This is a genomic window from Paracoccus endophyticus (assembly GCF_003286075.1).
Lineage (GTDB): Bacteria > Pseudomonadota > Alphaproteobacteria > Rhodobacterales > Rhodobacteraceae > Paracoccus > Paracoccus endophyticus.
This window is the reverse complement of sequence record NZ_QLUV01000001.1, coordinates 535,690-550,501: the sequence shown is the minus strand read 5'-3', so window position 1 is coordinate 550,501 and position 14,812 is coordinate 535,690. Positions and strand designations below refer to the sequence as shown.

The 14,812-nt window shown below is 69.0% G+C and carries 14 protein-coding genes and 2 pseudogenes; 13 read left to right on the top strand and 3 right to left on the bottom strand.

Annotated features, from left to right (window positions below):
* Positions 1-42: 42 nt before the first annotated feature.
* The 10 genes and pseudogenes from hrcA to DPQ23_RS02605 all read left to right on the top strand — a co-directional run bounded on the left by hrcA (position 43) and on the right by DPQ23_RS02605 (position 9,849).
* Positions 43-1,092: a heat-inducible transcriptional repressor HrcA gene (gene hrcA / locus DPQ23_RS02650; RefSeq protein ID WP_112873089.1), complete on the top strand. Its 1,050-nt coding sequence runs from the start codon at positions 43-45 to the stop codon at positions 1,090-1,092.
* 4 nt (positions 1,093-1,096) lie between these two features.
* Positions 1,097-1,651 (top strand): nucleotide exchange factor GrpE, encoded by a 555-nt coding sequence (locus tag DPQ23_RS02645; protein ID WP_112873088.1) that lies wholly within the window; start codon positions 1,097-1,099, stop codon positions 1,649-1,651.
* A gap of 151 nt (positions 1,652-1,802) precedes the next feature.
* On the top strand, positions 1,803-2,387 hold the full coding sequence (gene gfa / locus DPQ23_RS02640; protein WP_112873087.1) for an S-(hydroxymethyl)glutathione synthase: 585 nt from the start codon (positions 1,803-1,805) through the stop codon (positions 2,385-2,387).
* A 93-nt stretch (positions 2,388-2,480) separates the two neighbouring features.
* Positions 2,481-3,611, top strand: a complete 1,131-nt coding sequence (locus DPQ23_RS02635) for an S-(hydroxymethyl)glutathione dehydrogenase/class III alcohol dehydrogenase (RefSeq protein WP_112873086.1) — start codon at positions 2,481-2,483, stop codon at positions 3,609-3,611.
* Between the two features lie 69 nt (positions 3,612-3,680).
* Positions 3,681-4,337, top strand: a complete 657-nt coding sequence (locus DPQ23_RS02630) for an ATP-dependent Clp protease proteolytic subunit (protein WP_112873085.1) — start codon at positions 3,681-3,683, stop codon at positions 4,335-4,337.
* Positions 4,338-4,468: 131 nt separating this feature from the next.
* A complete protein-coding gene (gene fghA, locus DPQ23_RS02625) occupies positions 4,469-5,302 on the top strand; it encodes an S-formylglutathione hydrolase (RefSeq protein ID WP_112873084.1) in 834 nt (277 codons plus the stop codon).
* A 192-nt stretch (positions 5,303-5,494) separates the two neighbouring features.
* Positions 5,495-7,291 (top strand): annotated as a pseudogene (locus DPQ23_RS02620) (methanol/ethanol family PQQ-dependent dehydrogenase); the annotation flags it as partial.
* Between the two features lie 430 nt (positions 7,292-7,721).
* Positions 7,722-8,486 carry a c-type cytochrome, methanol metabolism-related gene (locus tag DPQ23_RS16165; protein ID WP_112873083.1) on the top strand — a complete coding sequence of 255 codons (765 nt, stop codon included), beginning with the start codon at positions 7,722-7,724 and terminating at the stop codon, positions 8,484-8,486.
* A gap of 2 nt (positions 8,487-8,488) precedes the next feature.
* Positions 8,489-9,310, top strand: coding sequence for a substrate-binding domain-containing protein (locus DPQ23_RS02610; protein ID WP_112873082.1), 822 nt, complete (start codon positions 8,489-8,491; stop codon positions 9,308-9,310).
* 32 nt (positions 9,311-9,342) lie between these two features.
* A complete protein-coding gene (locus tag DPQ23_RS02605) occupies positions 9,343-9,849 on the top strand; it encodes a PQQ-dependent catabolism-associated CXXCW motif protein (protein WP_112873325.1) in 507 nt (168 codons plus the stop codon).
* On the opposite strand, the gene DPQ23_RS02600 is transcribed toward DPQ23_RS02605, so the two are convergent.
* Genes DPQ23_RS02600 through DPQ23_RS02590 form a run of 3 tightly spaced genes read right to left on the bottom strand, consistent with a single transcriptional unit; the run spans position 9,846 to position 11,842 of the window.
* Positions 9,846-10,733: a YncE family protein gene (locus DPQ23_RS02600; RefSeq protein WP_162630608.1), complete on the bottom strand. Its 888-nt coding sequence runs from the start codon at positions 10,731-10,733 to the stop codon at positions 9,846-9,848. The two genes, DPQ23_RS02605 and DPQ23_RS02600, sit on opposite strands and share 4 nt — an antisense overlap.
* A gap of 41 nt (positions 10,734-10,774) precedes the next feature.
* Positions 10,775-11,329, bottom strand: a complete 555-nt coding sequence (locus DPQ23_RS02595; protein WP_112873080.1) for an SRPBCC family protein — start codon at positions 11,327-11,329, stop codon at positions 10,775-10,777.
* A gap of 3 nt (positions 11,330-11,332) precedes the next feature.
* Positions 11,333-11,842, bottom strand: coding sequence for a DUF3280 domain-containing protein (locus DPQ23_RS02590; RefSeq protein WP_112873324.1), 510 nt, complete (start codon positions 11,840-11,842; stop codon positions 11,333-11,335).
* Between the two features lie 273 nt (positions 11,843-12,115).
* Between DPQ23_RS02590 and DPQ23_RS02585 the strand changes: the two genes are divergently transcribed.
* From DPQ23_RS02585 to DPQ23_RS02575, 3 genes and pseudogenes are all read left to right on the top strand, one after another.
* On the top strand, positions 12,116-13,222 hold the full coding sequence (locus tag DPQ23_RS02585) for an ABC transporter substrate-binding protein (protein ID WP_240602379.1): 1,107 nt from the start codon (positions 12,116-12,118) through the stop codon (positions 13,220-13,222).
* Between the two features lie 7 nt (positions 13,223-13,229).
* Positions 13,230-14,186 (top strand): YVTN family beta-propeller repeat protein, encoded by a 957-nt coding sequence (locus tag DPQ23_RS02580; protein ID WP_112873078.1) that lies wholly within the window; start codon positions 13,230-13,232, stop codon positions 14,184-14,186.
* A gap of 192 nt (positions 14,187-14,378) precedes the next feature.
* Positions 14,379-14,786: pseudogene (locus DPQ23_RS02575) on the top strand (cupredoxin domain-containing protein); the annotation flags it as partial.
* Between the last annotated feature and the right edge of the window lie 26 nt (positions 14,787-14,812).

Below are 14,812 nucleotides of genomic sequence, written 5' to 3'. Positions count from 1 at the left end.
TGGCGTCAGTTACAGGCCCACTGCCCTGAACCGCAACCAGCCATGCCCATGCCCAGTCTGCTTTCCGACCTGAACGACCGCTCGCGCGAGGTGTTTCGGCGCGTGGTCGAATCCTACCTGGACACCGGCGAACCGGTCGGCTCGCGCACGCTGACCCGCGGCATGGCAGTGTCGGCGGCGACGATCCGCAACGTCATGCAGGACCTGGAATACATGGGGCTGCTGGAAAGCCCGCATGTGTCCGCCGGGCGCTTTCCGACGCAGCTAGGCTTGCGGTTGTTCGTGGACGGCCTGATGGAGGTCGATCCGGTCGGCCCCGAGGACCGCGCCCGGATTGCCGAGATCATCGGCCCCGACGACCGCGACACCGGCGCCCTGCTGGACCGCGTCAGCATGGCGCTGTCCTCGCTGACGCGGGGGGCCTCGGTGGTGCTGATGCCCAAGCAGGAAGCGCCGCTGCGTCACATCGAGTTCGTCAGCCTGGCCCCGGACCGGGCGCTGGTGATCCTCGTCTTTGCCGACGGGCGGGTGGAAAACCGCATCTTCACCCCCCCGCCGGGCCAGACCCCCAGTTCGCTGCGCGAGGCCGGCAACTTCCTGTCCGCGCAGGCCGAGGGGCGCACCCTGTCGGACCTGCGCGGCACGGTGGCTGCCCATATCACCGAAGGGCGGCGCGAGCTTGACAGCCTTGCGTCCGACCTGGTCGCGGCAGGTCTGGCGGCCTGGGACCCCGAGGCCGCCGACCCGCGCCTGATCGTGCGCGGACGCGCCAATCTGCTGGCGCACCAGGCCGCCGATCTGGACCGCATCCGCTCGCTGTTCGACGATCTGGAACGCAAACGCGACATTGCCCGTTTCCTGGAACTGGCCGAGCAGGGCGAGGGCGTGCGGATCTTCATCGGATCGGAAAACGAGTTGTTCTCACTTTCGGGTTCCTCTCTGGTGGTTTCGCCTTATATGAACGCTGACCGCAAGATCGTGGGCGCGGTCGGCGTGATCGGCCCGACGCGGCTGAACTATGGCCGCATCGTCCCGATCGTGGATTATACGGCGCAGCTTGTCGGGCGCGTGCTGTCCGACAGGAAAGGATGACGAGATGAGCGATACCACGAACCAGCCGACCGACCTTCCGATCGACGGCGACCCGCTTGCCGATCCGCTGGGCTATCCGTCCGGCGATGACGAGGCGCTGGCGGCGGTGACGGCGGAACGCGACGACTACCGCGACCGCTTCATGCGGGCGCTGGCCGATGCGGAAAACGCCCGCAAGCGTGCCGAGAAGGACCGGCGCGAGGCCGAGAACTATGGCGGCTCGAAGCTGGCGCGCGATCTTCTGCCGGTCCACGATGCGCTGACCCGCGCGCTCGAGGCCGCCGGCGACGAGCAGCGCGCCGCCGCCGCCGCCCTGATCGAGGGGGTGGAGCTGACGCTGCGCGAGCTGGAAAACGTGTTCGCCCGCCACGGCATCCGCGTGATCGCCCCCGCCATCGGCGAACGGTTCGACCCGCAGACGCACGAGGCGATGTTCGAGGCCCCGGCGCCGGGCACCACCGCGGGCGAGATCATCCAGGTGATGGGCAGCGGCTTCATGCTGCATGACCGCCTGCTGCGCGCCGCGCAGGTGGGCGTGTCGTCGAACACCGCCGGCTGACACCCCCGCCGCCGGCAGCGGTGGCGCGGGCCGCGGTTCCAGCGGTGCCCCGGCCCCTTTGCGGGGATGTCATACAACCTTGATCGCACTTGATTTGCGGGCGCGCTTGGCGCGAACCTCTGGCCGTGTGGGGTCTATCGGAGGAAAGACCATGGCTGACACCGCTGGGGTAAAGATCCATCCCGCCGTCGACAACGGAATACGGCCCGCCGCGGCCGGGTTCGCCGGGGGCGAGTTGCACTGCCGATGCGCGACCAATCCCGTGCGGGTCCGCGTGAATGCCCAGACCGCGCATAACCACGTCTGTGGCTGCACCAAATGCTGGAAGCCCGAGGGCGCGATCTTCAGCCAGGTGGCCGTGGTCAGCCGCGATGCGGTCGAGGTCGTGGCGAATGCCGACAAGCTCGAGGTCGTCAACAAGGACGCGCCGATCCAGCGCTATGCCTGCAAGGGCTGCGGCGCGCATCTGTACGGCCGGATTGAAAACAAGGACCATCCGTTCTACGGCCTGGACTTCGTTCACACCGAACTGTCCGACCAGCAGGGGTGGGCTGCGCCGGAATTCGCGGCCTTCGTGTCGTCGGTGATCGAATCGGGCGTGTCGCCCGACCGCATGCCCGCGATCCGCGCCCGGCTGCGGGAACTGGGCCTTGAGCCCTACGACGCCCTGTCGCCACCGCTGATGGACGCGATCGCGACCCATGTCGCCAAGCGCTCGGGCAAGCTCGCCGCCTGACACGATAGCGACGAAACACCGCGCAGGGGCCGCGTCACACCGGCCCCGACGCCATGACCGGCCGCCCGCTGGCCGCCCAACAGGAGCAGTATGATGAGAACCCGTGCCGCCGTTGCGCTGGAAGCCGGCAAACCGCTGGAGGTGATGGAGGTCAACCTGGAAGGCCCCAAGGCCGGCGAGGTGATGATCGAGATCAAGGCCACCGGCATCTGCCACACCGACGAGTTCACCCGCTCGGGCGACGACCCGGAAGGCATCTTCCCCGCCATCCTGGGGCACGAGGGCGCAGGCATCGTGGTCGAGGTCGGCCCCGGTGTCACCAGCCTCAGGCCGGGCGACCATGTCATCCCGCTCTATACCCCGGAATGCCGGCAGTGCGCGGCCTGCCTGTCGGGCAAGACCAACCTGTGCACGGCCATTCGCGCGACCCAGGGCCAAGGGCTGATGCCCGACGGGACCAGCCGCTTCTCGATGCTCGACGGCACGCCGATCCACCACTACATGGGCTGCTCGACGTTCTCGAACTATACCGTGCTGCCCGAGATCGCGGTGGCGAAGGTCCGCGAGGACGCGCCCTTCGACAAGATCTGCTACATCGGCTGCGGCGTGACGACCGGGATCGGGGCCGTGATCAACACCGCCAAGGTCGAGATCGGCGCCAAGGCCGTCGTCTTCGGCCTGGGCGGGATCGGGCTGAACGTGCTGCAGGGGCTGCGGCTGGCGGGCGCCGACATGATCATCGGCGTGGACCTGAACAACGACAAGAAAGAGATGGCCGAACGCTTCGGCATGACCCATTTCATCAACCCCAAGGAGATCGAGGGCTCGGTCGTCCAGGAGATCGTGAACCTCACCAAGACGCCCTTCGATCAGATCGGGGGTGCCGACTACAGCTTTGACGCGACCGGCAACACCAAGGTGATGCGCGACGCGCTGGAATGCACCCACCGCGGCTGGGGCCAGTCGATCATCATCGGCGTGGCTGCGGCCGGGGCCGAGATCAGCACCCGCCCGTTCCAGCTGGTGACCGGCCGCGTCTGGAAGGGCACGGCCTTCGGCGGGGCGCGCGGGCGCACGGACGTGCCCCGGATCGTCGACTGGTACATGGACGGCAAGATCGAGATCGACCCGATGATCACCCACACCATGCCGCTGGAGGACATCAACAAGGGCTTCGATCTGATGCACGCCGGGGAATCCATCCGGTCGGTCGTCATTTACTGATCCTTGAGGCATGCTTAGGTAAGACCACGGCGGGGCCGCTGCCCCGCCGTGACATTGAAAGGATTCCCGATGCTGCGTGCGTTTCCGCCCCATCTGCTCGACGATGATGATGACGACGATGACGATGACGACGATCGTCGCCACAAGGCGGACCCCGAGGACGGCGGCCTGGGCCTGCCGGGCGGCGACAAGATCGGCAAGCTGTATTTCAGGTCGCGCACGGTCATCGTGGCCGGGCCGATCAACGACAAGCTGGCGCAGCGCACCGTGTCGCATCTGCTGGCCCTGGCCGAGGACAGCGACAAGCCGATCAACATGCTGATCTCGTCCCCCGGCGGTCATGTCGAATCCGGCGACATGATCCACGACGTGATCAAGTTCATCCGCCCGACCGTTCGGACCATCGGCTCGGGCTGGGTGGCCAGCGCCGGGGCGCTGATCTTCGTCGCGGCGAAAAAGGAAAACCGCTACTGCCTGCCCAACACGCGGTTCCTGATCCACCAGCCCTCGGGCGGGATCGGCGGCACCTCGTCGGACATGATGATCCAGGCCGAGCAGGTGCGCCTGATGCGCGAGCGGCTGAACCAGATCTTTGCCGATGCCACCGGCCAGCCGGTCGAGCGCATCGAGAAGGACACCCAGCGCGATTTCTGGCTGAACACCCAGCAGGCCATCGACTATGGGCTGCTGGGCCGCGTGATCCGCAGCGTGGACGAACTGGAATGACCCTGTGGGGCGGGCCGCCGTCGCTGCCCGCCCCCGCCCGGCCGCGGTCCCGCGCCACGGCCCCCGCCCTGCGCTGGCCCCCGGCGGGCGACGCCCCCGCGGCCATCATCCCGCCCCCGAAAGGACCGCCCATGACGCTTGAGACCCTGTCCGAAAATCGCAGCTTCGGCGGCACGCAGGGCGTGTATCGTCACCGCTCGCAGGCCACCGGCACCGACATGACCTTTGCCGTCTTTCTGCCGCCCGACGCCGCAAGCGGCCCCGTGCCGGTGCTGTGGTACCTGTCGGGCCTGACCTGCACGCACGAGAATGCGATGACCAAGGCGGGGGCGCAGGAATGGGCCGCGGACGCGGGCCTCGCGCTGATCTTCCCCGACACCTCGCCGCGCGGCGACGGGGTGGCCAACGACGAGGCCTATGACCTGGGGCAGGGCGCCGGGTTCTATGTCAACGCCACGCAGGACCCCTGGCGGCCGCATTTCCGCATGTGGGACTATATCGTGGACGAGCTGCCCGGCGTCGTTTTCGACGCCTTTCCGCTGGACGCCGAGGCGCAGGGCATCACCGGCCATTCGATGGGCGGCCACGGCGCGCTGACCATCGCCATGACGCATCCCGACCGGTATCGCTCGGTCTCGGCCTTCTCGCCCATCGCCAACCCCACCCAGTCGGACTGGGGCCGCAAGCAGTTCACCGCCTATCTGGGCGAGGACACGGCCCCCTGGCAGGCCCACGATTCCAGCCTGCTGATGCTCGAGCACGGCTATCCCGGCGAGGTGCTGGTCGACCAGGGCGCCAGCGACCAGTTTCTCGACCTGCTCAGGCCCGAGGCGCTGGCCCATGCGATGATCAGCCGCCGCCAGCCCGGCTGGTTCCGCATGCAGCCCGGCTACGACCACAGCTATTTCTTCGTGCAAAGCTTCATGGGCGATCATGTCCGCTGGCACGCCGAGCGTCTTGCCTGACGCCCGGCCGCCCCGACTGATCTTCTTGGGAAAAATCCTGCCGAACCGTCCCGCGCGAATGCCGCGTTTTCCTAAGACTTTCCGGTTAAACCCGGCCCGTCGTCGTTGACGGATAGGCAGGGCGCTTGAAGGCTGCACCCAGAGTCGAGTGCCGAGACAACCGGTGCCGATGTCCAACCTGGAGGAGGACGCATGAACTATCTCGTCAAGGGCGCCACCATGGCGTTCCTGCTGTCGGGTACGGCCGCGCTGGCCAACGACAGCGTCAAGGACGCCATCGCCAACCCGGCACAATGGGCCATCCAGACCGGGGACTATGCCAACACGCGCTTTTCCACCCTCGACCAGATCAACCGCGACAACGTCAAGGACCTGCGTGTCGCCTGGACCTTCTCGACCGGGGTCCTGCGCGGGCACGAGGGCTCGCCCCTGGTGATCGGCGACGTGATGTACGTTCACACGCCCTTCCCCAACAACGTCTTCGCCCTGGACCTCGCCAACGAAGGCAAGATCCTGTGGCGCTATGAACCCCAGCAGGACCCGTCGGTCATCGCGGTGATGTGCTGCGACACGGTCAACCGTGGCCTCGCCTATGCCGACAACACGATCCTGCTGGCCCAGGCCGACACCACGGTCGTCGCGCTGGACGCCAAGACCGGCGAGCCGAAATGGTCCACCAAGATCGGTGACCCGGCGATCGGCGAGACGCTGACCGCCACCACGATGGTCGTCAAGGACAAGGTGCTGGTGGGCATCTCGGGCGGCGAATACGGCGTGCGCGGACGCATGACGGCGCTGAACCTTGCCGACGGCACCGAGGCGTGGAAGGCCTATTCGACCGGTCCCGACGCGGAAATGCTGGTCGATCCCGAAAAGACCACCCATCTGGGCAAGCCGATCGGGGCCGACAGCTCGCTGAAAAGCTGGGAAGGCGATCAGTGGAAGATCGGCGGCGGCACCGTCTGGGGCTGGTTCTCGTACGACCCGGAGCTGGACCTGATCTACTACGGCACCGGCAACCCCTCGACCTGGAACCCGGCGCAGCGGCCCGGCGACAACCGCTGGTCGATGACCATCATGGCCCGCGACCCCGACGACGGCATGGCCAAGTGGTTCTACCAGATGACGCCCCATGACGAATGGGACTATGACGGCGTCAACGAGATGATCCTGACCGACCAGGACTTCAACGGCCAGCCGCGCAAGCTGCTGACGCACTTCGACCGCAACGGCTTTGGCTATACGCTGGACCGCGACACGGGCGAGCTGTTGGTGGCCGAGAAGTTCGACCCCACGGTGAACTGGGCGACCGAGGTCGTCATGGACCCCAACAGCGACCAGTACGGTCGCCCGCAGGTCGTGGCGCAGTTCTCGACGCGCCAGGGCGGCGAGGACACCAACACCACCGGCATCTGCCCGGCGGCGCTGGGAACCAAGGACCAGCAGCCGGCGGCCTATTCGCCGGAAACCAAGCTGTTCTATGTGCCGACGAACCACGTCTGCATGGACTATGAACCCTTCCGCGTGGCCTATACCGCGGGCCAGCCCTATGTCGGCGCGACGCTGTCGATGTATCCGGCCCCCGGCAGCCATGGCGGCATGGGCAACTTCATCGCCTGGGACAACGTCGCGGGCGAGATCAAGTGGTCGCTGCCGGAACAGTTCTCGGTCTGGTCGGGCGCGCTGGCCACCGCCGGGGACATCGTCTTCTACGGCACGCTGGAAGGCTTTCTCAAGGCGGTCGATGCCGAAACGGGCGACGAGCTTTACAAGTTCAAGACCCCGTCGGGCATCATCGGCAACGTCATGACCTATGAACATGCCGGCAAGCAGTATGTCGGCATCCTGTCTGGCGTCGGCGGCTGGGCGGGCATCGGTCTTGCGGCCGGTCTGACCAACCCGAACGAAGGCCTGGGCGCCGTGGGCGGCTATGCGGCGCTGTCGGACTATACCGAACTCGGCGGCCAGCTGACCGTGTTCGAACTGCCGGGCGAAGGATCGGGCGAAACGGCCAGCGTCACGCCGGCGGCGGCGACCGCGGCGGCGACACCCGCGATGCCTGCGGCGGATGCGGCCGCACCGGCCGATCCCTCGGCTCCGGCCGAAGGCATGGGCGCGGGCAAGTCCACCGCGACGGGGGGCGTTCCGATGGAACCCGCCGCCGACGCCGCGATGCCTGCGGCGGATGCGGCCGCACCGGCCGATCCCTCGGCCCCGGCCGAAGGCATGGGCGCGGGCAAGTCCACCGCGACCGGGGGCGTTCCGATGGAACCGGCGGCCGACGCCGGTGCCGCCAAGCCGTCCAACTGATACTTTCGTCCACGCGACGAAAGTGTGACTGCACAAACGCCGCCCCGGGGGTAACCTCGGGGCGGTTCCATCTGGAGGGGGTGGCGCCGCATTGGGAGAGAGTGTGACCATGACCGTTTCCATGACGGCCAGCGTGCTGGCCATCAGCCTGTCGCTGGCGAGCGCCGCCTTCGCGCAGACTGCGGCGCCGCCTGCCGATCCCGCCGCCGCGGGGGCGGGCGCCGCCGCAGCGACATCGGCGCCCGCCGCCGGCGCCGGCGCGCCTGCCGCGGCCGCGCCCGTGCGCGGCGCCCCCGCACAGATCGATCCCACCAAGAACTCGGTCGAGATGCAGGTGAATGCCGCCGGTTCGGCCGTGGCGACCGGCGTGGGCGCGGTCGCGCCCGGCCACATGACGGGCGTCGCGAAGATCAACCTGCCCGGCGGCCCGCAGGACCTGAGCCCCGCTGCCATGGAAAACGGCCGCTGGTACAATGCCGAGGGCATCCCGACCTTCAAGGTCGAGGATGGCGTGCTGGATTACGCGTCGTTCTCGGGCTATCGCCGCTATCACGCGGAATGTCACGTCTGCCATGGCCCCGACGGCGAAGGCTCGACCTATGCGCCCGCGCTCAAGGATTCGGTCGTCCACCGGCTGGACTATTACCAGTTCCAGCAGATCGTCGCGTCCGGCATGCAGAACACCGGCTCGGGTTCGGCCAACCAGGTGATGCCCGCGTTCGGCACCAACAAGAACGTCTGGTGCTATGTGGACGATATCTATGCCTATCTGCTGGCTCGCGGCACCGAGGCGATCCCGCGCGGCCGTCCCGCCCAGAAAGCCGAAAAGTCCGACGAGTTCGCCGCGCAGGAAAACTCGTGCATGGAGGGTTGAGGATGCGCCGCATCGGTGCCGGGCTGCTGGCGGTCGCGCTGGCCGTCGCGTCTGCGGCCGGCGCGCAGGCGCAGCTGGCCGAGCTGCGATCCACGACGGCGTTTCGCGTCTGCGCCGATCCCGCCGCGGTGCCGCTGTCGGCGCAGGATGGGTCGGGGTTCGAAAACAAGCTGGCCGAGCTGATGGCGGCCAAGCTGGGCCTTCCGGTCGCCTACAGCTGGTTCCCGCAGGGCAGCGGCTTCATCAACCGCACCCTGCGGGCGGGCACCTGCGACGTGGTGATGGGCTATGCCCAGGGCGACGAGCTGGTGCAGAACACCAACCATTACTACACCTCGATCTATGGTCTCGTCACGCGCAAGGACGGCGACCTGGCCGGCGTGGACCGGTTGACGGACCCGGCGCTGAAGGGGCGGGAACTGGGGGTCGTCGCCGGCACGCCGCCCGCGTCGCACATGGCCCGCGCCGGGCTGGCCAAGGACATGCGCGGCTGGGACCTGTTCGTGGACCGGCGGGTCGAAAACCCGGTCGGCGACATGCTGGCCGCCGTCAAGGCCGGCACGCTGGATGCCGCCGTGCTGTGGGGGCCGCTGGCCGGGCCGCTGGTCAAGGCTGACCCTGAGCTGCAGTTCACCCCGCTCCTCAAGGAGGAGGCGGGACCCAAGCTGTTCTATCGCATCACCATGGGCGTCCGCCCCGCCGAGCAGGACTGGAAGCGCGAGCTGAACAGCCTGATCCGCCGCAACCAGGCCGAGATCGACGCGATCCTGCACGACGCGGGCGTGCCGCTGGTGGACGACTATGGCAAGGCGCTGAAGCCGTGACCGGCCGGGTGGGAGCGTGGCTGGTCGCGGCGATGCTGCTGGCCGCGCCTGCGGGGGCGCAGACGGTGCCCGAGCCGCCGGATTACCGCGGCGAGCCCTATCGCGCGCCCGTGCCTGCGACGCTTGCGGGGGCAACGGTGCTGGACGCCGCCGGGACCGCCCAGTGGCAGGCCCGCGGCGCCGTGCTGATCGACGTGCTGCCGGTCGTCCGGCGTCCCGCGGGCCTGCCCGCCGGAACCGTCTGGCGCCAGTCGCCCCACGAGTCGATCCCCGGCGCGGTCTGGCTGCCCGACACCGGCTATGACCGCCTCGCCCCCCAGGTCGAGACCGCGTTCGCCGCCGCGCTGGGGCGGCTGAGCGGCGGCCGCCCGGACGCGCCGCTGGTGTTTTTCTGCAAGGCCGACTGCTGGATGAGCTGGAACGCCGCCAAGCGCGCCGTGGCGCTGGGCTACACCGCCGTCGGCTGGTTTCCGGGCGGGGTCGAGGCGTGGCAGGCCGCCGGCGGTACGCTGGCCCCGGCCCGGCCCGACGACTCCTAGCGCGTCGGCTCGGGTCCCACGAACAGGCCGAAGGACCGCGGCCCCGAGGGCACCGCGATCTCGGCCGTGACCGTCTCGGCCACGGCGTCGATGATGGTCAGCCGGTCCACGTCCCAGTTCGCCAGCGCCACCCGCCGTCCGTCCGACAGCGCCGCGATCCCCTCGGGGTAATCGCCCACGTCGATCGTGCCGCCGGGGGTCAGCGCAACGGGATCGAACACCGTCACCGTGGCCGCATACTGGTCGGTGACAAAGCCCTTGTCCGCCGCAAAGGCCACGCCATAGGGGTGATCGCCCGTCGCCACCCGGCCCAGCACCGCGCCGCCGTCCGCGGCGACCACCGTCAGGCTGTTCGACTGCACGTCGGTGGTCCAGAACCGCCCGCCGTGAAAGACCACCGCATAGGGATGGCTGCCGGTCGGCGCCGTCCACAGGGCCCGCCCGTCGGCCGCGTCAAAGGCCGACAGCCGGTCGTCGTCGCGGTCGGCCGTCACCACGACCTGCCCGTCGCCCGACAGCGCCACGCCGGCCGGGGCGCGGCCGGTGGGCACGGACCACAGCTCGGCCCCCGCCAGCGTCAGGCAGCGCAGCCGCGCGCTGTACCAGTCCGCCACGAACAGCCGGCCGGCCCGCGCATCCAGCGCCAGGCCAAAGCTGCCCTCTCCCAGGGCCGCGCGGTGCAGGACCGTGCCCTGCGTGTCCAGCACCGTCAGCTCGCCCGTCTCGGCCGCGATGACATAGGCGCGCCCGCTGGCCGGGTCATAGGCCACGGGGGCGGGTGCGCCGGGGATGGGCACGGTCGCGCGGACCCGCCCCGCGTCCAGATCGACGATGCTGACCGACCCGGCGTTCTGCGAGGTCACGAACGCAATGTCCCCGGCCACGGCCGGGGACATCGTCAGGCAGACGGCCAGCGCCGCCCGGATCACTCGGCCGCGCCGAAACGGTCCGCCAGCGCGTCCAGCCCGGCCTGATAGACGCCGGTGACCGCCTTGACCGCGGCCTCGTCGTTCAGCTCGGCCGGGGGGTCGTTGTTGGGAAAGCCGCGATAGAAGCCGCCTTTCCAGACCACCTCGGCCTTGCCGCCCTGGTCGTTCACGCACAGGGTCGAGGAATAGTTGCTGACCGGCAGCACCGCCACGTCCACCGCGGTGATGCGATAGCCGTAGCAGCGCCTTTCGGGCTGCCACTTCATCAACTGCTCGGTGATCGTCGGGTCGCCCGCGTCGGCCTTGAGGTGCAGCACGCGCGTCGATTTTTCAGGCTCGGTCGCGGAGGCGCTGTCGGCGGTCATCTCGGTCCGGGCGACGACCGGGTGCCAGCCCATGTCGTCGAACTTGCCGATGGCGGCCCACACCTCGTCCGGCGTGGCGTCCAGCGTCCGTTTCAGCTCGACCTTCTGGCGGACGGGGCCATGCGCGTGCGCCGCCCCGACCATGGCCAGCGTGGCGGCCAGCGCCAGCGTCAGCACAGGCTTCATGCCTCACTCCTCACGAAAGATGATGTTCTTCAGCAGATAGCTGTATCCCCGACGGAAACTTTCGTCGTTGTTCCCGCGGATGTCCACCGCGCCGGCGCGCACGTTTTTTCCCGTGGCGGCATCGCGCACATACAGGTTCACGGCCAGGATCAGGTTCGACACCTTCTGCACCTCGCCCGAGATGGCGTAGCGCGCGCCCATCTCGGCGGCGATCTTGGTGTCGCGCCGGTTCGAGTTCACGGGGTTCTTGATGGCTGCCACCGCGTCGGCCGGCGGCTCGATCAGGGTGAACCCGCGGGCCGTCAGATCGTCGGCGATGAACTCCTCGATCATCTCGATGCGGGCGGTCTCGTCCGCGCGCACGCCCTGGATGGCGCCCTCGGTCGAGGTGTCGATGAAGTGCAGGCCGTACCAGACGGCGGTTCCGGGCTGGGGGGGCGGGCCATACAGCGGGGTCGCCGCCATGGTGGCCAGCGCCGCCAGGATCAGCAGCAGGGGGCGGATGCGTGTCATGCGGGCAGCATGGCGCGCGCGCCCCGGCGCGTCCATCATCCCTATGTCGCAGGCAAGAACGGCACCGGGGGCGGGACAAAATGCGGGGTTGCGCCAGTGTGTCGCAGCGCCAACACTGACGGCCGGAGGACGCCGATGCGACACCAGACAGCCCTGCGCCGCGTCCTTGCGGCGGCCCTGATCGGCCCGGTCCTGACCGGTGGGCTGGCCCTGCCGGCCGCATCGCAGCAGGCACCAGCCCCCGCTGTGGCGGCTGCACAGCCCGCGGCGCAGATGATCCGCGTCGGCGTGCTGCGCGTCGATCGGGCGGGCCTGCCGCCGATCTCGCGGCTGGACCTGCCGCCGGCCGACCTGGCCTTTGCGGGGGCGCGGCTGGCGATCGACGACAACGACACCACCGGCCGCTTTCTGGGCCAGGACTTCGAGGCGGTCGAGGTCGCGGCCACCCTCGACAGTGCAGCGGCGGACCTGGACGCCCTGCTGGACCAGGGCATCCGCTTTGTCGTCGTTCTGGCCGACGCCGCCACGACGCTGGCGCTGGCCGACCGGGCGGGCGACCGGGCGCTGATCCTGAATGCCCGCGCCCGCAACGACGCCCTGCGCGGGGCGGACTGCCGGGCCAACGTCCTCCATGCCGCCCCCAGCCATGCGATGCTGGCCGACGCGCTGGCGCAGTTCCTGGTGTGGAAGAAATGGCCGCGCTGGTTTCTGGTGACCGGCAGCCACCCCGAGGATCGCGCCCTGGCCGACGCCTATCGCCGCGCCGCGACCAAGTTCGGCGCCAAAATCGTCGAGGAGCGCGTGTTCGAGGACACCGGCGGCGCCCGGCGCACCGATTCGGGCCATGTGCAGGTGCAGGCCCAGATGCCGGTCTTTACCCAGCGCGCGCCCGACTACGACATCCTGATCGCCGCCGACGAGGCGGGGATCTTTGCCGGCTACATGCCGTATCAGACCTGGGACCCGCGCCCCGTTGGCGGGTCGGCCGGTCTGGTGCCGCGCACCTGGCACCCCGCGATGGAGGCCTGGGGTGCGACCCAGTTCCAGAACCGGTTCGAGCAGCTCGCCGCGCGTCCCATGCGCGAGGAGGATTACCAGACCTGGATCGCGCTGCGGATGGTGGGCGAGGCCGCGACCCGCACCCGCACCGCCGACCCTGCGGCGCTGCGCGACTTCATCCTGTCGCCCGAGTTCAACGTCGCGGGCTTCAAGGGCCAGAAGCTGACCGTCCGCGACTGGGACCACCAGCTGCGCCAGCCGATCCTGCTGACCACCGGCCTGCTGATGGCCAGCGTCAGCCCGCAGGACCAGTATCTGCACCAGGTCACCGCGCTGGACACGCTGGGGATCGACCGCCCCGAAACCGACTGCCAATTCTGAGGGACCGATGAAAACAGCCCTGCTGATCCTGCTGCTGAGCGCGTCGCCCGCCCTGGCCAACAAGGTCTTCGTGTCCAACGAAAAGGGCAACGACGTGACCGTCATCGACAGCGCCACGCTTGAGGTCCTGGGCAGTTACCCAGTCGGCAACCGCCCGCGCGGCATCGCCATCTCGCCCGATGGGCGAGAGCTGTATGTCTGCGCCTCCGACGACGACCTGGTGCGGGTGTTCGACCCCGAAACGATGCAGGAAACCCACACTCTGCCCAGTGGCCCGGACCCCGAGCTGTTCGTGCTGCACCCGTCCGGCAACCCGCTCTACATCGCCAACGAGGACGACAACCTGGTCACGGTGGTGGACACCAGGACCCACCGCATGCTGGCCGAGATCCCGGTGGGCGTGGAGCCCGAGGGGATGGGCATCTCGCCCGACGGCAAGGTGGTCATCAACACGTCCGAGACGACCAACATGGCGCATTTCATCGACGCCGAGACCTATCAGATCACCGACAACGTGCTGGTGGACCAGCGCCCGCGCTTTGCGCAGTTTTCCGACGACGGCACGCGGCTTTACGTCAGCTCGGAAATCGGGGGAACGGTCAGCGTGATCGATCCCGCGACGCGCCAGATCACCAAGACCATCGGCTTCGACATTCCCGGCGTGCTGCCCGAGGCGATCCAGCCCGTCGGCATACGCGTCACGGCGGACGGCAAGAAGATCTTCGTGGCCCTGGGCCCCGCCAACCGCGTGGCGGTGATCGACGGCGACAGCCTTGAGGTCACCGACTATATCCTGGTGGGCCAGCGGGTCTGGCAGATGGCCTTCACCCCCGACCAGAGCCAGCTTTACACGACCAACGGCAATTCCAACGACGTGACGGTGATCGATGTCGCGTCGAACAAGGCGCTCAGGTCGATTCCCGTGGGCCAGCAGCCCTGGGGCGTCGTCGTCGCCCCGAACTGATCGGACAAGGAGAGAGAAATGTCCCGACTGCTGATCGCGGCGCTGATGGCCGCGGCACTGACCGCGCCTGCGCTGGCCCAGACCGCACCGGCGCCGGACGCGGTGCCTCAAGATGCCGCCGCCGCGCCCACCGGCGAGGCCGCCCCCGAGGCCGTAGAGGAGGATGACGATGACGCCGGCGAGGACGCCGCCGCCGCCCCGGCAGGCAGCGCCGCCGCGGTCCAGCATCACGACTATGGACCCTCGGGGATCATGGCGCGGACCAACCGCGAGGATCTGGCGCCGCTGACGCTCGCCTCGGGCAAGCCGGTGGCCGAGGCGGACTACACGCTGAAATCCGGCGGTTATTACCGCATCCGGATCGTCGCCGACGGCAGCGCCGAGCTGGCGCTGTCGGGCGGCGATTTCTTCCGCGCGGTCTGGGTCAACGAGATCATCGTCAACGACATCGAGATCCGCCCGATGGGCGTCCACTCGATCGAGTTCGACGCCGCCGGCGAGGCCGAGATCAGCTTTGTCGCCATCGTCCCCGGCCGCCATGTCCTGTCGATCCCCGGCTCGTCCGGCGAGACGCAGCAGGCGGTGTTCGTGATCCAGTGACGCTGGCGGGCCTTGACGCCGCCCGC